The 20,008-nt window shown below is 40.2% G+C and carries 11 protein-coding genes and 1 riboswitch; of the genes, 7 read left to right on the top strand and 4 right to left on the bottom strand.

The window, feature by feature from the left end:
- Positions 1-43 precede the first annotated feature (43 nt).
- From uca to N0O92_RS16760, 3 genes are all read left to right on the top strand, one after another.
- Complete coding sequence (gene uca / locus N0O92_RS16770) at positions 44-3,679, top strand: urea carboxylase (RefSeq protein WP_315615814.1); 3,636 nt, start codon at positions 44-46, stop codon at positions 3,677-3,679.
- Positions 3,679-5,415, top strand: a complete 1,737-nt coding sequence (gene atzF / locus N0O92_RS16765) for an allophanate hydrolase (protein WP_315615813.1) — start codon at positions 3,679-3,681, stop codon at positions 5,413-5,415. The genes uca and atzF overlap by 1 nt, the downstream gene beginning before the upstream one ends.
- A 138-nt stretch (positions 5,416-5,553) precedes the next feature.
- Positions 5,554-6,030 carry a hypothetical protein gene (locus N0O92_RS16760; RefSeq protein WP_315615812.1) on the top strand — a complete coding sequence of 159 codons (477 nt, stop codon included), beginning with the start codon at positions 5,554-5,556 and terminating at the stop codon, positions 6,028-6,030.
- Between the two features lie 218 nt (positions 6,031-6,248).
- On the opposite strand, the gene pruA is transcribed toward N0O92_RS16760, so the two are convergent.
- From pruA to N0O92_RS16745, 3 genes are all read right to left on the bottom strand, one after another.
- The gene (gene pruA, locus N0O92_RS16755) at positions 6,249-7,880 is read right to left on the bottom strand and encodes an L-glutamate gamma-semialdehyde dehydrogenase (RefSeq protein ID WP_315615811.1); all 1,632 of its coding nucleotides are present in this window, start codon (positions 7,878-7,880) and stop codon (positions 6,249-6,251) included.
- A 272-nt stretch (positions 7,881-8,152) separates the two neighbouring features.
- Complete coding sequence (gene putP / locus N0O92_RS16750; RefSeq protein ID WP_315615810.1) at positions 8,153-9,679, bottom strand: sodium/proline symporter PutP; 1,527 nt, start codon at positions 9,677-9,679, stop codon at positions 8,153-8,155.
- Between the two features lie 289 nt (positions 9,680-9,968).
- The gene (locus N0O92_RS16745) at positions 9,969-11,543 is read right to left on the bottom strand and encodes a sigma-54 interaction domain-containing protein (RefSeq protein WP_315615809.1); all 1,575 of its coding nucleotides are present in this window, start codon (positions 11,541-11,543) and stop codon (positions 9,969-9,971) included.
- 355 nt (positions 11,544-11,898) lie between these two features.
- On the opposite strand from N0O92_RS16745, the gene N0O92_RS16740 reads away from it, so the two are divergent.
- Both N0O92_RS16740 and N0O92_RS16735 read left to right on the top strand, forming a co-directional pair.
- On the top strand, positions 11,899-12,816 hold the full coding sequence (locus N0O92_RS16740) for a proline dehydrogenase family protein (RefSeq protein WP_315615808.1): 918 nt from the start codon (positions 11,899-11,901) through the stop codon (positions 12,814-12,816).
- Positions 12,817-12,884: 68 nt separating this feature from the next.
- Positions 12,885-13,136, top strand: coding sequence for a biotin/lipoyl attachment domain-containing protein (locus tag N0O92_RS16735; RefSeq protein ID WP_315615807.1), 252 nt, complete (start codon positions 12,885-12,887; stop codon positions 13,134-13,136).
- A gap of 123 nt (positions 13,137-13,259) precedes the next feature.
- On the opposite strand, the gene nhaC is transcribed toward N0O92_RS16735, so the two are convergent.
- The gene (gene nhaC, locus N0O92_RS16730; RefSeq protein WP_315615806.1) at positions 13,260-14,624 is read right to left on the bottom strand and encodes a Na+/H+ antiporter NhaC; all 1,365 of its coding nucleotides are present in this window, start codon (positions 14,622-14,624) and stop codon (positions 13,260-13,262) included.
- A gap of 430 nt (positions 14,625-15,054) precedes the next feature.
- Positions 15,055-15,137: riboswitch (cyclic di-GMP riboswitch) on the top strand.
- Positions 15,138-15,308: 171 nt separating this feature from the next.
- Here nhaC and N0O92_RS16725 point away from each other — a divergent pair.
- Positions 15,309-16,211 carry a methyl-accepting chemotaxis protein gene (locus tag N0O92_RS16725; protein ID WP_315615805.1) on the top strand — a complete coding sequence of 301 codons (903 nt, stop codon included), beginning with the start codon at positions 15,309-15,311 and terminating at the stop codon, positions 16,209-16,211.
- A 175-nt stretch (positions 16,212-16,386) separates the two neighbouring features.
- Positions 16,387-19,569, top strand: a complete 3,183-nt coding sequence (locus tag N0O92_RS16720; RefSeq protein WP_315615804.1) for an SNF2 helicase associated domain-containing protein — start codon at positions 16,387-16,389, stop codon at positions 19,567-19,569.
- Positions 19,570-20,008: the final 439 nt, after the last annotated feature.

Here is a 20,008-nt window from a genome sequence, read left to right as displayed (position 1 = left end):
ATATAGAAGAAACTAGTTAAAAATAGAGAGTGGAGGTTTTCATATGTTTAAAAAGGTCCTTATCGCAAATCGTGGTGCCATTGCCGTTCGAATTGAGCGAACATTGAAAAAAATAGGGGTAGCGTCGGTAGCAGTTTACACGGAGGCTGATCAAGATAGTTTGCATGTTGATTATGCGGATGAAGCTATTTTAATAGGAGAAGGTCCGGCAAAAGATAGCTATTTGAATACCGATTTGATTTTAAAAACAGCACTAGAAACAGGCGCAGATGCGATTCACCCTGGGTATGGGTTTTTAAGTGAAAATGCTGATTTTGCTCGTGCGTGCCGTGAGCAAGGAATTGCGTTTATTGGACCAACACCTGAACAAATGGAAATCTTCGGTTTGAAGCACTCTGCTAGAGACATTGCGGTAAAAGCGGAAGTTCCGTTGCTACCTGGAACGAATCTCATTTCAGAGCTTGAAGAAGCCTTAGTGGAAGCAAAGTTAATTGGCTATCCAGTTATTTTAAAAAGTACAGCTGGTGGCGGTGGAATCGGCATGCGCGTTTGTGACAATGAAGAAGCCCTACGTCAAGCGTACGAGGGAGTTCGTCACCTTGCAGAAACGAATTTTAAAAATGGCGGATTGTTTTTAGAAAAATATATTGCAAAAGCACGTCACGTGGAGGTACAAATTTTTGGAAATGCATTTGGTGAAGTGGTGACGTTAGGTGAACGGGATTGTTCGATTCAACGTCGTAACCAAAAAGTCGTGGAAGAAAGTCCGGCACCTAATTTATCGAATGACGTTCGTGAGCGTATGTTTCAAGCATCTAAGCGTTTAGCTCAGGAAGTGGGCTACCGTAGTGCAGGAACAGTTGAGTTTCTTTATGATCCTGAAACAGCTGAATTCTACTTTTTAGAAGTAAATACAAGACTTCAAGTGGAACACGGTGTAACCGAAGAAGTGTTAGAAGTGGATCTTGTTGAATGGATGGTAAAAGAAGCGGCGGGTGAGCTTCAAGATTTAACGAGTCTAATTGAAAAACCTAAAGGACATAGCATCCAAGCACGAATTTATGCAGAAGATTGCTTACAAAATTTCCGTCCGAGTGCCGGTCAGATTGATAAGGTAGTTCTTTCGGATCAAGCGAGAATCGAGACATGGCTACGAGATGGAATTACGGTTACTTCTCTTTATGACCCGATGCTAGCAAAAGTGATAGTGCGTGGCGACAGTAGAAGAGATGCGATTCAAAAACTGATTTCAGCGCTTGAGGAAACTAGATTCTACGGGATTACGACGAATCTACAATACTTGCAAGCATTGTTGATAGAAGAAGATTTCAAAGCGGGGAATGTATGGACTCAGTTATTAAATGGATTTGAGCCAGTGGAGCATGCCATTGAGGTACTCGATGGCGGGGTTCAAACAACCGTTCAAGATTGGCCTGGTCGCGTCGGTCATTGGGATGTGGGTGTTCCACCTTGTGGGCCGATGGATCCTGTGTCGTTTAGGGTTGGAAATAAATTGCTTGGAAATGACGATTCAGCATCAGGACTTGAATTAACGTTAAAAGGTGGAACGTACAAATTCCGCGACGAGATTTGGTTCTGTGTAACCGGAGCAGACATGCAAGCACAATTAGATGAAGAAAATGTTCCGTTGTATAAGCCAGTTTTAGCTAGAAAAGGGCAAGTGTTAACGTTTGGTGAAGCGAAAGAAGGAATGCGCAGTTATCTACTAGTTGCAGGTGGTTTTGATATGCCGCTAACGTTAGGAAGTGCTGCAACCTTTACACTTGGAGGTTTTGGCGGTCATGGCGGTCGCGCTCTTCGTCCTGGAGATGTTCTCAATGTGAATAAAGGAGCGGTACCAAAAGAGGTTCAAGAGTTAGAGCTATGCTCTCGTCCTAAAATGACAAACACATGGAACATTGGCGTCATTCCTGGTCCTCATTGTACAGAAGAATTTTTGCAGCCAGATTATTTAACTCAATTAACAGAAACAAGCTGGGAAGTTCATTTTAATAGTTCGCGTACGGGAGTTCGATTAGTAGGGCCTGCTCCAAACTGGACGCGTGAAGATGGCGGAGATGCGGGACTGCACCCATCGAATATTCATGATAATGCGTATGCGGTTGGAACGCTTGATTTAACTGGAGATATGCCGATCTTACTTGGACCAGATGGACCGAGCTTAGGTGGGTTCGTTTGCCCGGTTACAACAGCGTCAGCGGAATTTTGGAAATTAGGGCAATTGCACCCTGGAGACAAAATTCGTTTTGAGCTTCTTACACTTGAAGATGCCAACGATATTCGTCAAAAACAAGAAGAGAACCTGAGTGCTATTGGTACCGGAGAAAGAAAGGAAGTTCGAATTGAAAGCATCCTGCCTGCTAAAAGAGAGCTAACGTCAGAGTATCCTATTTTAGTTCATGAAGAGGAAAATAGAAGATTTCCAATGACGATTCGTTGCTGCGGAGATGAGTATTTACTTGTTGAGTATGGGGACATGGAGCTTGATTTAAAACTTAGATTTCAAGCGCAAGTGTTAATGGATTCGATTAAAGAAAGTGGTTTGGTTCCATATATTGATTTAACACCTGGAATTCGCTCACTGCAAGTTCACATTGACCCAACAAACATTACGGTTCAAGAAGCATGTGAAAGAATTTTAGAACTTGATAGTGCTCTTCCTCCACTTGAGGAGATTGAAGTGCCTTCACGAATTGTGAAACTTCCCCTTTCATGGGATGATCCGTCCACTCAATTAGCAACAGATCGTTACCAAAAAAATGTGAGACCTGATGCGCCGTGGTGCCCGAGTAACCTTGAGTTTATTAGACGAATCAACGGATTACACAACCTAGATGAAGTGAAGGATGTTGTCTTTAATGCGAACTACCTTGTGATGGGACTAGGCGATGTGTATTTAGGAGCACCGGTTGCCACACCGATGGATCCGCGTCACCGTCTAGTAACAACAAAGTACAATCCGGCACGTACATGGACACCGGAAAATGCCGTTGGAATCGGTGGAGCTTATATGTGTGTATATGGAATGGAAGGTCCTGGTGGTTATCAGTTTGTCGGACGTACGATTCAAATGTGGAATAAATTTCGCTCAACAGAAAGCTTTGAAAAAGGGAAACCGTGGTTGCTGCGCTTTTTTGATCAAATTCAATTTTACCCAGTCGGAGCCGATGAATTGATGCAGCTTCGTGAAGACTTCCCGCGTGGACGATTTGAAGCGGAAATTACGGAAACAACATTTAATCTTGGTGAGTACTTGGAATTTTTACAATCGATTGAAACTGAGACAGAGACGTTCCGAGTCAAACAACAGGAGGCGTTTAAAGCAGAACGCGAAAGCTGGAAGGCGCAAGGTCTTGCTGAATACATTTCAGAACAAGAAACGGTTGTCGAAAGTGAAGAGGAAGTGCTTCCTGAAGGTGTTGTAGGCGTACGCTGCTCTATGCCAGGAAGTGTTTGGAAAGTACTTGTTGAACCAGGTCAGTTTGTGAGAAAGGGCGAGACGCTTCTAATCGAAGAAAGCATGAAAATGGAGTTCCCGCAACATGCCACATGTGATGGATATGTAGATACGATTTACGTGAAACCAGGAGAAGAGGTTCACTCAGGGCAACTCATTGTTGGAATTACAGAAGAAAAAGAAGAGGCGGTGTCTGTATAATGGGCAAAACTATTCCAGAAAAACTAACGATAAAATGGCTTCAAGAACATTATCGCAACAATAACATAACACCTAAGGACGTGATTGAAGAAATTATTGACCGTGCAACAAAGGACGCGGATATGAACATTTGGATTACTCCTCCATCGATGGAATGGATTCAACCTTACTTAGAAAAGTTGGACTCTCTTTCTATAGAGAGTTCTCCTCTCTGGGGAATTCCATTTGCGATCAAAGATAATATTGACCTAGCGGGAATCCCAACAACAGCAGGTTGCCCGGAGTATGCATATACACCTGATGAGGATGCGGCCGTGATCAGACGATTAATTGAGGCTGGAGCGATTCCAGTTGGGAAAGCAAACTTAGATCAATTTGCGACAGGACTAGTTGGAACGAGAAGTCCATATGGGGAGACTCAAAACTCTTTACGTCCAGAGTTGATTAGTGGGGGATCTAGTAGTGGATCGTCGGTTTCAGTTGCAAGAGGTCAAGCTGTATTTGGATTAGGAACCGATACGGCTGGATCTGGACGGGTCCCGGCTCTATTGAATAATCTAGTCGGCTATAAGCCGAGTCTCGGTGCATGGTCAACCAAAGGACTCGTTCCTGCTTGCGCGAGTTTGGATTGTATTACAGTATTCGCTCATTCATTAGAAGAGGCAATGCTTGTTGATGCAAGTGCAAGAGGTGTAGAGGAAGCAGATCCATGGTCGAAAGAGATTCCTCAACCGGTTGCAAGTTTACCTGAAAAAATTATTTTGCCAAAGGATCCACTCGATTTCTATGGTCCGTTTGCAACTGAGTATAGTGACGCGTGGGATCGCGCGGTAGAACAGGTGAAGCAGGTAGGTTTACCAATTGAATATGTCGATACAACATTTTTAGCAGAGGCTGCGGCAATTTTATATGATGGACCAATGGTAGCCGAACGTTGGGCGGCAGTTGGAAGCTTTGTGGAAGAAAACCCTGGAGCAACGTTTCCTGTGACAGAGGACGTTTTACGATCTGGTTCTGCTAGCAAGTATGATGCAGCTTCTGTTTTTAAAGCAAATCATCAGCTGCAAGCATATAAACTCAAGGCCAAGCAGCTGCTTCGTGATGCGGTCCTTGTGATGCCAACTGCTGGTGGAACGTGGTCTCGTGACCAGGTAAGAGAAAACCCAATAGCCACCAACAGTGACATGGGACGTTACACAAATCATTGTAACTTATTAGATCTCTCGGCTGTGGCTGTACCAGCTGATGAGGCGGCAGAGAAGGTACCTTTTGGAGTTACGTTCTTTAGCTTAGCGGAAAATGAGGGATTTATTTGTGGAACGGCCGAGGCTTTTACTCAAGTGGTTGCCGAACCAACCACGCTCGTAGCGGTATGCGGTTTGCACATGAGAGGGCTTCCGTTGGAAACGCAAATGAAAGATTGTCGTGCTACATTTATTCGTGAAGCCGTAACGGCACCAAAATATCAATTAATCAAACTACCAACCGAGCCGGCAAAGCCGGGGTTAATCAAACAAGCAAACGGTGGTGGAGCAATCCAACTAGAAATCTGGGAGATGCCATTATCAACATTCGGAACGTTTGCCGCATCTATCCCTGATCCACTTGGGATCGGGAAAGTAGAGTTAGAAGATGGATCAGAAGTTCCCGGCTTCATCTGCCAAGCCTATGTAGCTGAAGGGGCAGAGGATATTACGGCATTAGGTGGATGGAGAAATTTGTTGGTTTTTAATTAAGAGAAGATTGAAGCCTCTGCTGTATTGAACAGCGGGGCTTTTTGTTTGAGGAGAGAGATGGGCCACTAGGGTATGGACATTTTGCGGGATGACTGACAATAGTTTCTTAGGAGATTTTTCGGGAATCAAAGTTGTCTTATGATTTCTGAAATAGAGATTAGGAGGTTTTTTGGGAATCAAAGGTGTCTTATGATTCCTGAAATATATATTAGGAGGTTTTTCGAGAAACAAAGGTGGCGTATGCTTCCTGAAATAGAGCTTAGGAGATTTTTCGGGAATCAAACGAGACATATGCTTCCTGAAATAGAACTTAGGAGGTTTTTCAGGAAACTAACAGGGCTTATGATTCCTGAAATAGAGCATAGGAGATTTTTCGGGAAACAAAGGTGGCTTATGTTTCCTGAAATAGAGCTAAGGAGGTTTTTCGGGAAACAAACAGGGCTTATGCTTCCTGAAATAGAGCATAGGAGATTTTTCGGGAAACAAAGGTGGCTTATGCTTCCTGAAATAGAGCATAGGAGACTTTTCGGGAATCAAACGAGACGTATGATTCCTAAAATACAACTTAGGAGATATTTCAGGAAACAAACAAGGTGTATGCTTCCTGAAATATAGTTTAGGAGATCTTTCATAAATCAAACAAGAGATATCACTCCTGAAAAATATCTCTGAGGATTTAGATGATGCAGTCATCACCTAAGTATGTTGGTGATCTCGACCAATATGGGTGATGAACAATTTCTTTTCTTAAGGTGGATCCAAAAAATACCCCACAGACTTTATCTAAAAAAAGAGGTTGAAACAAATCGTTTCAACCTCTTCTATACATATCCTTATTCTTCATCCATAAACGGATAGGCGATTTCTGTACTAGGAGCGAAGTTTTCTTTGATAATGCGAGGACTGGTCCAGCGAATCATGTTGAAGACAGAACCTGCTTTATCGTTTGTGCCGGAACCGCGAGAACCGCCAAATGGTTGTTGATTAATGACTGCGCCGGTTGGTTTATCGTTGATATAGAAGTTCCCGGCTGCACCAGATAAGCGGCGTTCTAAGTGCATAATAGCTTGACGATCTTGTGCAAATATGGCTCCTGTTAATGCATACATAGACGCTGTGTCTACTGCAGTCAAGGTTTCTTCTAATTGATCATTTTCATATACATAAATTGTTAAGACTGGTCCGAAAATTTCTTCTACCATTGTTTTGAAGTTCGGGTTTGTTGTCACAATGATGGTCGGTTGAACGAAATAACCAACAGAATCATCATACGTACCACCTGCAATAATTTCTGCTTCTTCAGAAGCGGCAGCATAGTCGATGTAGCTTGTGATTGAATCAAATGCTGCTTGGTCAATGACGGCACCCATAAAGTTTGTAAAGTCTCGGATATCTCCTACTTTAAGCTTAGCGGTTTCTTCGATTAAACCACCTTTTACTTCTTCCCACATGCTTGCAGGAATGTAAGCGCGGGAGGCTGCTGAACATTTTTGACCTTGGTATTCAAATGCACCACGAACAAGGCCAGCTACGACTTTGTCTGCTTGGGCAGTTTCGTGAGCAAATACAAAGTCTTTTCCGCCTGTTTCTCCAACCAAACGAGGATATGATTGATAGTTTGTAATGTTTTCTCCTACTGCTTTCCAAATGGTTTGGAACGTACTTGTTGATCCCGTAAAATGGAATCCAGACATACGAGGGTCCGTTAATACTACTTCCGAAACTTGTGAACCACGAGAAGGGACGAAGTTGATTACGCCTTTTGGTAATCCTGCTTCTTCTAAAATACGCATAAAGTAGTAGTTTGATAGTAAAGCAGTTGTTGCTGGTTTCCAAACCACTACGTTCCCCATAATGGCAGGGGCTGATGGCAAATTCCCGCCAATGGCTGTGAAGTTAAATGGAGAAATGGCTAATACAAAGCCATCTAATGGACGGTACTCTAACCGATTCCATATATTTTTCACGCTATCCGGTTGAATTTGATAAATTTGATTAGCATAATCAACGCCAAAACGTAAGAAATCGGCTAATTCTTGTGCAGCATCAATTTCCGTTTGAAAAGCTGTTTTGGATTGTCCTAACATCGTGGCAGCGTTGATTACGTCACGATATGGACCAGAGATTAAGTCAGCCGCTTTTAAGAAAATGGATGCACGGTGTTCCCATGGCATAGTGGCCCATGATTCTTTTGCTGCCATTGCCGCTTCTACAGCATCACGTAACTCTTTTTCTCCAGCTTGTGAAAAGTTAGCCAAAACATGTTGATGATCATGAGGCATAACCACTTGTTTTATTGTATCTGTCTTTATATTTTCACCATTAATAATGACAGGGATATCGACTACGTTATTAGATTGGCGTTGTAGTTCTGCCTTTAAAGTTTCCCTCTCTGTTGTACCTGGAGCATATGTATTACCAGGCTCGTTTTTAGGTGTTGGGATCTTGAACATTCCGTTACTCATACTTTCACAATCCTTCCTGTGGTAATTTATCTTGTATACATCTATATCAATGCAATAGTTGTGCCAAAAAATAAAAAGGCACTAAAATCTTTTTAAACCAGCATTTTATCAAAATTGCTGTAATCGAATTATGGACAATGGGTTTACAAAAGTGTGTACCTTTTGACACTTTTGTCTAATGAGTAGTCAATTCAAACAGTTATATTGCCACAGTAAAAAGGTAGACGAACGTGAGAAAACACGGTCCATCTACCTCGGTGTTTATATCAAGGCTATACAGATTTGTTCTGTTCTTGTTGTAGCTTATCTGAATGACCAACAGCTAGATTGAATTCCTCTTTTATTTCAAAGGACGGATCTTTATCAAGAAGGCTAACGACGACAATCGCAATCGAAGCTAAGATGAATCCAGGAACAAGTTCATATAGGCCTATGCTGTTTAATACAGAAATATTTCCCCATAAAATCACCGTTAACGCACCAGAGAGGATACCAGCAAGAGCTCCATTTTTCGTCATTCGTCTCCAGAAAAGAGAGAGGATGATGACGGGGCCGAATGCTGCTCCAAAGCCTGCCCATGCATAAGAGACGAGCTCTAATACATTTCCTCCGCTTTTAGCCAAAATAACAGCAAGAATGGAAATGAAAATAACAGACCCTCGACTGACCCATAGAAGTTCTTTTTCACTAGCATTTTTTCTGAAAATCTGTTTATAAAAATCTTCAGCAACTGCACTTGATGAAACTAATAATTGCGAATCGATTGTGCTCATAATAGCTGCTAGAATGGCAGCGAGTAAAATACCTGCGATCCAAGGGTTAAACAACGTTTGGACAAGAAGTATAAATACACTTTCTGGATTTTCTACTGGTACATCAAATTGTGTGATAGCAACGAGTCCTACAAATCCTGCACCAATTAGAGAGAGGACAACCCAAATGACAGCGATCAGTCTAGCCTTTGGAATTTCAGCAACACTTCTAATACTCATAAATCGAGTCAGAATATGAGGTTGACCAAAGTATCCAAGTCCCCATGCTAGTAAGGAAATCGTTCCAATCATACTAAATGAAGTGACGTTCGTGATCCATGTGCTATCTTCAATTCCAACTGATTTCATAATATCGAGTAAATCCACGTTGACTTGTCCGATACTGCTCCATAGTCCTGTTAATCCTCCAAGTGAAACGAGAATTAAAGCAGGTACAAAGAGTAATGCACATAACATTAATATTCCTTGAACAAAGTCGGTTAAGCTTACAGCTAGAAACCCACCGAGAAAGGTATAAGAAACGATGACGATTGCTCCTATAAAGAGAGCCAAGTTATAGTCAATACCAAAGGCTTGTTCAAACAAGACAGCTCCAGCAACCATACCTGAAGATGCGTAGAATAAAAAGAAGACAATAATCGTTACCGCTGAAATAACACGTAACGTCTTAGTTGAATCTTTGAATCGATTTTCAAAGTAGTCTGGGATCGTAATGGAATTGACCACTTCCGTATATTTTCGTAAACGTTTTGCAACGAACTGCCAATTTAAATACGTACCGACCGCTAATCCGATCGCGATCCACATTCCGTTTAAGCCTGATACATAGATAGCACCGGGAAGTCCTAATAGCAACCAACCACTCATATCAGAGGCTTGCGCACTCATGGCTGCGACCCAACTATTTAAACTTCTTCCTCCTAAGAAATAATCGGAAATGGTATTTGTCTTTCGATAGGTCCATAACCCAATCCCTAACATTCCAAGTAAGTAAACAATAAATGTAATAATCGTGGCTGTATTCATTCAGTTCTTCACTCCTTTTCGAAAAAAATGGTTACAATAGATAGTCCAATAATGCCTAAAAAGGGAATAATGATCCAGAGCCATGTGGCAACTGAAAGGCTATAATCCATTCGTATACACTCCTTCCTCTTGAAAGCGTTTTCTATTTTACTTGCAATAATGATGCCAATTATGAGAAGGGGGTATGGCAACAAAGCTTGCATAAATTAGACATAAGTGTTTGAAAACATGTCTAATCTGTTTAGACAATAGACACATATGAAAAAGGTGAGAACGGGGTTGTTCTCACCTAATCTATTTTTAAATTATACTTCTTAAGTTTGTTATATAAAGTGGCTCTTGAAATACCTAATAACTTCGCTGCGGCTGCTTTATTTCCAAATGTTTTTTGTAATGCATATTGAATCTCATCTTCACCTTGACCGTGATGTTTCTTTATTTCTTCGAATTGAATGTTTAGAGTTGGAGGATTATGTTCCTTCACAAAATTCTTAGGAAGATGATGAGGCTTAATGACTTCGTTATCGCTTGCTAAAATGATCATGCGTTCGATAATATTACGAAGCTGCCTGATGTTTCCTTGCCATGGGTGTTGAAGAAAGGTGTACATAACTTCTGGGTCGATGCTTGGAATCGGCATCGTGTATTTAAGAGAGAATTCTTTTAAGAATAATTGAATCAATTCAGGAATGTCTTCGATACGATCGCGTAAAGGTGGAATAGAGATGGAAATGACATTCAATCGATAGTATAAATCCTCCCGAAAACTTCCTTCATCAATCATCTTTTCAAGATCTCGGTTCGTAGCAGCAATGATCCGGACGTCGGTTGGAATGGCTTCATTTCCACTAACGCGATAATAGTGCTTTTCTTGTAATACACGTAATAACTTTACTTGTAATTCAAGGGGCATTTCCCCAATTTCATCAAGGAAGATGGTTCCACCTTTTGCCGCATCAAATTTCCCCTTTTTTCCGCCTTTTACCGCTCCGGTAAAGGCACCTTGTTCATACCCGAACAGCTCACTTTCAAATAGCGCAGTAGGGATCGCGCCACAGTTAATCGCAACAAAAGGGTGGGAAGATCGTTTTCCAGCATTGTGAATTCCTTCAGCGAACAATTCCTTCCCAACTCCGCTTTCTCCCGTAATTAATACCGGAGCATCGGTTTTGGCTACTTTATTTGCTAGAGTAATAGCCTCTTTTAAAACAGGGCTTCTGCCTTTAATTTTGCTAAAAGGAGAAAGGTTTTGTTGGCTTTGATTGGTACTTTCTAATTCATGTAAATAGGCGGTTGTGGAAGATAATTCATCATTTAATTTAACCATTTCCGTAATATCTCTTTCAATGGATATTCCGCCAACAACTTCTTCGTCAACATAAACAGGAGATGTATTAATTAACACATGAACATTAGGGTGAGGTTGGTTGTATTTGTTTGTAACGCCTTGTCGTTCTTTCATCGTAGACATTAATACAATGGCCTCTTGTTCAAAAAACTTGGTAATAGACTGACCAGACACTTTATCTAGTGAGAGCCCGTACATTTCCTCTGAGTTCTGATTCAAAAAGGTGATGTTGCCTTGATCATCAACCGTCGTTACAGCGGCCTCAACCGAGTGAAGAAATGCATCATAATAAGCTTTTGTTAGTTTCCACTGTTTGAAAATCTCTTTCATAAATGTGGAATAAGGAATCCATCCGCAAACATCATCATTTGCCCCTTTTAAAGCAATATCTCTACCTAAGTCGACATTTTTAATGTCAGATAAAAGATTGGTAGGGCTGTATATCTCCATTTTTTTAATATCCAGATCGCCTCTCCATGGCAGTGCTATGGTTTCAAGAGTCATATGATGTTGCAAATTGAAAACCTCCCAACAAAAGTAAGATTATGTAAAAAGTTTACATGTATGTCTATGTTGGATTCATTATAGACGGAATTGACTAAAAATTGTATATATTTTTTTGAGGGTATTGACAGTTCCTTAAAAATTAGTCTTGACTTTGATACGGGGTACCTTTATTTATTTACGCTAATCATAACATTACAGCGTTTACATAAGTGTCTAAAATAGACACTTATTGAACAAAAGTGTGTGGGTAACTAGGCATTTCTAGTAATTACATACATAACTAAACTTATAAAATCAATTGGCATGTATTTTGCATAACGAAGGGCGTAAGGAAAAATATAAGCGGAATATGGGAGTGATCAAAATGATTTTACAACAACCAATGAGAATCTTCTTTATGTTTCTTTCAAAAAATAAAACAATGAATGTTGCTGCAAAAAAATGGGGGTTGAAAATAGGGGCCTCTCAAGTGGTGGCGGGAAAAAACATAGAGAGTGCCATTGCTAAAGTAAAAGAATTAAATACATTAGGATTAACGTGTACGCTTGATCATTTAGGAGAATTTGTAGACAGCAAGGAAGAGGCATTAGAAGCGACTGAATATTGTATTAAGACATTAGAGGCCATTGCCTCTTCAGGTGTTGACTGCAATCTATCGCTTAAAATGACACAACTAGGCTTAGATATTAGTGAAGAGTTTTGCTTAGAAAATATGCGACGGATTGTTGGGACTGCTAAACAGTATAATAACTTCGTCAGAATTGATATGGAGGATTATTTACACTGCCAGCAGACATTAGATATTTTAAAAGAATTAAGAAAGGATTATGACAATGTTGGAACGGTTATACAAGCTTATTTAAAGAGAGCGGAAGACGATATTAAAAGTCTAAAAGGGATTTCGTTAAGACTAGTAAAAGGTGCGTACAAAGAATCTCCCGAAGTAGCCTTTCAAGACAAAGACAAAATTGATGAAAATTATTTCAACATCATCAAAGAACATTTACTGAGCGGGAGTTATACGGCGATTGCTTCACATGATCATCAAATTATTGAAAAAGTAATCACGTTTGTAAAGGAGAACCAAATAGAGTCCAGTCAATTTGAATTTCAAATGCTTTACGGCTTTCGGACTGATTTGCAACAAGAATTAGTAAAAGCAGGATACACCATGCGTGTTTATGTCCCATTTGGGCAGGATTGGTTTGGCTATTTCATGAGACGGATGGCCGAGCGTCCACAAAATGTGTCATTTGCTTTAAGAGGGTTACTTTCAAAATAGACAGGTAAATTGAGCGTTTATTGGTCGGAAGAAGAGGTTTTTATCAAATGAAAAAGGAGGATTTATTTGTGAATGCTTATTGTGCTATAGCAAGTATGTCTGCTGGAACGATTGACCGAGTATTTGTAAGTGAAGGGGACTATGTATATGAGTGGGAGCCTTTATTTCAACTGAAGACAAATGAGGGAGTATTGAAAAAGGTAGAGATGGGGGTTGGTGGAAAAATTATATCTTTACATGTGAAGCCGGGTGATCGAGTGATACATGATATGACGTTAGCGATATTACGAGAAGATGACCAACCGAGTGGCTGTGATTAATATGGGTACCTCGTTTGAATTTTTCATAGTTTCTTGATTAGTTCCTGACCCCGGTACAGGAAAGTCCTAAGGTTGGGGTCAGGAACTTTTTTACCAAATGGTAAAGCTGATTACATAACGTTTCTATTTATTCTTAGAGAAGCTTACTCCAGTAAAACCATACACAATCGTAATCAATGGACAAAGTAGACAGAATAATGCAAAGGGTAAGTAAGAAAGCACGGGTACTCCTAGAACGCTTGACATAAATACGCCACTTACGCCATAGGGAAGTAACGGATTGATGACTGTTCCACCTGACTCTAACACTTTTGAGAGGTGTTTACCCGAAAATCCCATTTCTTTATAACGTTTCTCAAATGCTTCTCCTGTTAAAATAATGGACATATATTGTTCACCAAGACTTGCGTTAATACCGATTCCTGTAAAAACGGTAGATAGAACGAGTCTTCCTGTTGTTTTTACTGCTCCTTGTATCGATTGAATTAAATTCTCAATCACTCCAAGAACAGACAATAAGCCTCCCATACTTAGTGTTAATAAAAGTAGAGATACAGCCCACATCATGCTTTGGATTCCGCCACGATCAAGAATGTTAGCTATTTCTTCATTTGCTGCACCTGACATATACCCATTTTGAATAAGGTTCATCCAATCTGCAATCATGATATCTCCTCGAAGAATGATAGAGGTGGCGATTCCTACTACAATACCAAGAATCATAGTTGGTATGGCTGATTTTTTCATAATGGCCATAACGATAATACAGACAGCTGGTAGTAGTGCAAAAGGATGAACGATAGCTGCTTCTTGTAAGGAAGTAAGCATTTCCTCCATACTTTCAGGATTGACTGTTGTATTTGTACGTCCAATGATAATAAATAAGATAAGTGAGATTGCAAAAGCAGGGATACCAACCCACAACATATGACGTATATGTTCAAATAAATCCGTTTTGGCAACAGATGATGCGAGATTGGTTGTATCGGATAATGGAGACAACTTATCGCCCACTAAAGAACCAGAAATAACCGCTCCTGCTACCATCGCCATAGGAATACCTAGAATCGTTCCTACAGCCATAAACGCAACACCGATGGTAGAGACCGTTGTAAAGGCGCTTCCTACTGATATACCCATAATCGCCGTTGCGATGAAGGCACTTGGTAAGAAATAATCAGTTGAAACAATTTGAAAACTATACGCTATCAACGTAGGAATCGTTCCCGATGCCATCCAGACGGCAATAAGGACCCCAATTAGCATGAAGATCATAATTGGTACGATACCTGATTTTACCCCTTTAATCATTCCCTCTTCCAAAGCAGGCCATGGTACACGTTTTAGTAGTCCATAGCCAATAATAAGGATAATTACTATGAAAATCGGTACATGCGGATGTGCAGCGAAGTGAATTAGCGAAACCCCGATCACACTTAAAATCATTCCAATAATAAGAAGAGCTTCCCATCCTCTTAATTTAATCATTTTCTTTCTTCCTTCCTAAGCCATACCTTTGAAACATAGTTTAAAAAGATACGAATACTTTCAAAATATAATAGATTTGTTCCTTAGCACAAGAACGCTTAAACGCTTTTAAGTGTTAAAGTAAACATACGTGTAACTATAAAGAGACTTTTAAGAGAAGTCAACTAGTAGATTTGAAACTGAGTAAGTAATACTTTTCAACTAATCGAGAAGATTTCGCCTCTTCAATTTTATCCATGCTTATAAGTTATACTTGCAAGCTCAGCCGTGGTCCAAAAAGATAAACACTGAGAGATACTACCTGAATTTGGATATTTTACAACGCTAATGGACTTTTCCCCCAAAATTTCTTTTTATGATATTATGGAAGTAAATAGTAAGAATAACGATTAGTTTCATCTAAATCGACTTTACTAGATGACAACAACTTAATAGAAAAAGGCAAAACTTTCGAAAGGGAGTGACGCAAAGCTACGGGCCTAACTCTTACGACATGGTCGCCGGGCTACCAAAGGAATAGATCGAAACCATTTGGCAAAACAGGTTTCTTTTTTTATGGACAGAAATGAGAAGGAAATGGCTAGTCTGTATACAACTTTTTCTTGTAAGAGATGAAGATTAACGTTTATGGAAGTCTATGTACGAATGAACAAATCATGAGCAAATAATAGAGGAGTTATAAGAATGAGCCATATTAGTGTACTATCAAAAATTGTGAATCAAGAAGCTGCATTAGAAGCACTCAATCGATCTTATGCGATGATTACGTTTAACTTGAATAAAGAGGTTCTTTGGGCAAACGAGAACTTTGCTAAAGGAATGGGATATGCAGCAGAAGAACTAATCGGATTGAGCCATAAACGTTTTTGTGTTCCGGAATTTGCCAACAGTAGCGAGTATGAGGAATTCTGGGGAAAATTAAAAAGTGGACAAAACTTCAATGAGAAAATTTTACGAGTCAAAAAAGGTGGTGAGCCGATTTGGCTACATGCTTCTTATTCGCCTGTGCTGAATGAAGAAGGAGTCGTCGTCGCTGTCTTAAAATTGGCTAGCGATATAACGGATCGAGAGCAAACGGTAAATGATCTCGTAGAAAAGCTACAGCATATTTCAGAAACCCTTCAAGAGAGCTCAAAAAAAGGGATCGAAACGATTATGAGTGTTTCTTCAAATACAGATGTTGTCACAAATGACTCAAATAAAAACATTGAAATTCTCGAAAACTTAAGTGATCAAATAAAGTTAGTTAAAGTCAGTTTAAAAAACATTCGTGACATATCTGCCCAGACGACCGTTTTATCTCTCAATGCCGGGATAGAAGCGGCAAGAGCAGGTGAACATGGCAGAGGATTTAATATAGTCGCTATTGAAGTGAAAAAGCTATCTGATCGAGTCAAATCAGTGGTAGAAGAGATTCATTGCAATATCGAAGCAATGACAACAGAAATCGAAAAAATCGGCAAGACCCAAACCAATATACAGAAAAACCAAATGCTGATCAACGAAGCCGTTGAAGAGTTTAACAACATGAAAGAAAATTCAAGCCGATTAAAAGAAGGAGCCGAAGCGTTTAAGGAAATTCTTTAGAGAGGAAAATCCTGGGAGTGGGTCAATTCAAGGTATTACCTACTTAAGTAAGCGAAAGAAAGCTCATAGAGATCATGATTCATCATAGCGTGATGCCATAAGCTTGACCTTTTTTGTTCATTCAAATTGTGATAGGGTTTAATTAACGACGAAATCAAAGAAGAGAGCGGAAGTCATGGAGATGAAACTAACTCACAAGATGATTAAAGAAATATGCGGTACGGTCTCCTATAAAAAAGGGGACTCTTTTTATCGTTCCAATAAAGTGACATTTCAAGAGTACAGCTTTGATTTCTGTAAGGCGACCGTTAGCGGGAAGGAAGACTTTCATGTCACCATTGAAAAAGGAGAAGCTGGGGACATTCAGATGACATGCAGTTGTCCTACCTTAGCCAATTTTCAAAAAAGCTGCCAACATATTGCGGCCGTTTTACTTTCGATTTATGATCTGCAACGTCAAGGAACATCTCCTTTACGTGTACAAGCCGAATTAGCTGCCTATGGTGAGTTAACAAAAGACTTTATCTCTCTTTTTCAAGAAAAAGTAACACAATCAAGTGGCCAGCAACGTTATTTTGAAAAAAGGGAAGTTCTGAATGTCAGGTTTACCATTAAACCTGTTTTGATCGGAAGAAATCAGCTCTTCCTTGGAATGGAAGTTGAGATCGGGAAGACCAAAGTACAAAACATACGAGAGTTTCTAGAAAATGTGAAACAAGGTAAACCTAGTGTAGGTATCTATGACCCGAGCATTCACTGTTTCTCCGAGGAAACAGATGCCGTTATACAACAGCTTATTAAGATTATTCATGATGAAAAAGCCTTTCTCGAAGCAATGCCTGCTGATACGAATCAGACATTACTGATTCCGCCATCCTCTAGGGAGGACCTTATCGCTTTATTCTCAAAAGCCCCATTCATTTCGCTTATGCATGATGGTCATGCATTTGAACGATTCAAACTGGTGGAAGGGGCACCTCCTATCCAGTTTACACTTAAAGAAACCGAGGGTCTCGATTATCAATTGGCAATCAAAGGGTTTGAGCGAATGAGTGTTTTACCACTTTATCGTTTGGTGTTGTGTGGAGGGGACGTGTTTTTGCTAGAGGAAAAAGATTGCGATCGATTATTTGAGTTAAAACAAATGCTATCGTCCCCAGATAAAAATATCGTTCCAATTCCACAGGGAAAAATTGAACTTTTTCTTACAGAAATTGTGCCTGGTCTGAAAAAAATTGGTGAGGTCCACCTTTCAAAAGTGGTGTCTCAGAAGTTGTTGAAAGCCCCACTTGTTGCCAAGCTCTACTTGGATCGTTTGAGAAATCGACTTCTTGCAGGACTGGAATTTCATTATGACAATATTCTGATTCAACCATTAGAAAGTCGAGACATTGCTAGAGGACCGATGGTGATTAGAGATGTGGAAAAAGAAGGGGAAATCTTGCAATTAATGGAGCAAAGCGGGTTTTCCAAAACAGATGGTGGTTATTTCATGCAAAATGAAATGCTTGAGTACGAATTTTTATACCATGTCGTTCCGAAGCTTAAACAACAAGTCCAAATTTATGCGACAACGGCTGTGCGAAACCGTATCTTTAAAAAGAATGCTTTTCCAAAAATAAGAGTGAAGGTCAATCAAAAAGATAGAACCAATTGGCTGGCATTTACATTCGAGATGAACGGGGTGGCAGACAAGGAGATTAAGGAGATTTTAGCGGCATTAGAGGAGAAGCGTAAATATTACCGCCTTCAAAATGGGTCGTTATTGTCGCTGGAGACAAGGGAAATGGAAGAAATTCAACATTTCTTGAATGCCGTTCCGTCTCAAGATCAAGATTGGGAAGCTAGTCTGAATGTGCCTATCATACAAGGGCTCAAATTTCTTGATTCAATAGGGAACAGCGATGTTTATAAGCCAGAGGAATCATTTCGTCAATTTCTTAATCAGCTGCAGAATCCTGGAAACGTAGAATATGAGGTACCTCAAAACTTAGATTCTGTATTACGAGACTATCAAAAAAGCGGGTATCAATGGATGAAGACACTTGCAAGCTATGGCTTTGGAGGTGTTCTGGCCGATGACATGGGGCTGGGGAAAACAGTGCAGAGCATTACCTTCATCGTTTCAGAGCTTCCGCGTATTCGCGAAAGCGGCAAACCTGTGCTCATTGTTTGTCCATCGTCCTTAACGTATAACTGGTTGAGTGAACTCATGAGATTTGCACCGGAACTAGAGGCGGTTGTGATCGATGGAAAGAAAGAAGAAAGAGAACGGCTTCTAACGGATACGAAAGAAGATATCATTATTACGTCCTATCCGTTACTCCGGCAGGATATCAATTGGTATGAAAGGCAACTGTTTCATACGGTTTTCTTTGACGAAGCTCAGACGTTTAAAAACCCGGTAACCCAAACCGCTCGAGCTGTTAAAAGACTTAAGGCCGAACAGCGGTTTGGATTGACGGGAACACCGGTGGAAAATTCAATTGAAGAACTTTGGTCGATTTATCATGTCGTCTTTCCACAGCTATTCCAAGGGTTAAAGCAGTACAGTGAGCTAACGAGGAAACAAATTTCTACAAGAGTTCGCCCGTTTCTACTGCGTAGAATGAAAGAGGATGTGCTTTCTGAGTTACCTGAGAAAGAGGAATCACTTGTATCAGCTGAACTGTTCCCTGAGCAAAAGAAGCTCTATATGGCATACTTAGCAAAGCTCAGGCACGAAACCGTCAAGCACCTCGATAAGGATACGCTGCGAAAAAATAGGATAAAAATATTAGCAGGAATCACGAGGTTGCGTCAAATTTGTTGTCATCCTGCTTTGTTTGTAGACGGCTATAAGGGAAGCTCAGCGAAATTCGAGCAGCTTCTGCAAATGGTTGAAGAATCGAGGCTTTCTGGAAATAGAGTGCTGATCTTCTCCCAATTCACAAAAATGCTTGAGATAATTGGCAGAGAGCTCACATTAAGAGGGCATACGTATTTCTATCTAGATGGGCAAACTCCGTCAGATAAACGGTTGGATCTTTGCAATCGATTTAATGATGGGAAGAGAGAGCTATTCCTGATTTCCTTGAAAGCAGGGGGAACAGGATTGAACCTAACAGGAGCGGATACCGTGATCTTATATGATCTTTGGTGGAATCCGGCGGTCGAGGAACAAGCAGCAGATCGAGTGCACAGAATGGGACAGAACAAAAGGGTGAAGGTGATAAAGCTAGTGGCTCGTGGAACGATTGAAGAAAAGATGAATGAGCTACAAGAGAAAAAGAGAGATCTGATTGCGGAGGTTGTGGATTCACAAGAACAAGGATCAGTTGCCTTAACGGAAGAGGATATTCGAGAGATATTAATGTAGAGTTTGGTAAAAAGGCAGGGGTAACCCTGTCTTGTTTATGTTAGTCCTGACCTGATTTAAAAAAGGGATTATTTTTTATTCCATAAAGAAAAATTAGAAATCTTGAAAGCGTGTGAGGTTGGACAAATATGTTACGCTAAGTAATTTTTAATCTATCCATATTCCATTCAGGATTGAAACATAGGAAGAAGGTGATCTGAACCCGTGATTCACGCCATCGCTAGTAATAGAGTGGTTCTTGACAGTCCGGTTCATAAACAATAATATAGTAGATAAGATCATTTTTTCTATACTAGGTAGACGTTCAAAACACGACTTGGTGAGTTGAAGAGTAAACCGACAATTTTTTAATAAACAATAGTTTTCAGTGCCTATTGTTATTAAAAGATTGTCGGTTTTTTTATTAAATAAATCTACCAATCTAATCATCTTAAGGGAG

Source organism: Alkalihalobacillus sp. MEB130 (assembly GCF_032335535.1).
Lineage (GTDB): Bacteria > Bacillota > Bacilli > Bacillales > Bacillaceae_D > Halalkalibacter.
The sequence above is the reverse complement of the archived record's forward strand: the minus strand, read 5'-3'. Positions and strand labels throughout refer to the sequence as shown.

What these genes read in the sequence shown, in the direction of transcription:
- putP (WP_315615810.1), bottom strand. Translation starts at nt 9,679, where the DNA reads ATGAATACAGCCACGATTATTACATTTATTGTTTACTTACTTGGAATG.
- pruA (WP_315615811.1), bottom strand. Translation starts at nt 7,880, where the DNA reads ATGAGTAACGGAATGTTCAAGATCCCAACACCTAAAAACGAGCCTGGT.
- uca (WP_315615814.1), top strand. Translation starts at nt 44, where the DNA reads ATGTTTAAAAAGGTCCTTATCGCAAATCGTGGTGCCATTGCCGTTCGA.
- nhaC (WP_315615806.1), bottom strand. Translation starts at nt 14,624, where the DNA reads ATGATTAAATTAAGAGGATGGGAAGCTCTTCTTATTATTGGAATGATT.
- N0O92_RS16725 (WP_315615805.1), top strand. Translation starts at nt 15,309, where the DNA reads ATGAGCCATATTAGTGTACTATCAAAAATTGTGAATCAAGAAGCTGCA.
- N0O92_RS16720 (WP_315615804.1), top strand. Translation starts at nt 16,387, where the DNA reads ATGGAGATGAAACTAACTCACAAGATGATTAAAGAAATATGCGGTACG.
- N0O92_RS16740 (WP_315615808.1), top strand. Translation starts at nt 11,899, where the DNA reads ATGATTTTACAACAACCAATGAGAATCTTCTTTATGTTTCTTTCAAAA.
- atzF (WP_315615813.1), top strand. Translation starts at nt 3,679, where the DNA reads ATGGGCAAAACTATTCCAGAAAAACTAACGATAAAATGGCTTCAAGAA.
- N0O92_RS16760 (WP_315615812.1), top strand. Translation starts at nt 5,554, where the DNA reads ATGATTTCTGAAATAGAGATTAGGAGGTTTTTTGGGAATCAAAGGTGT.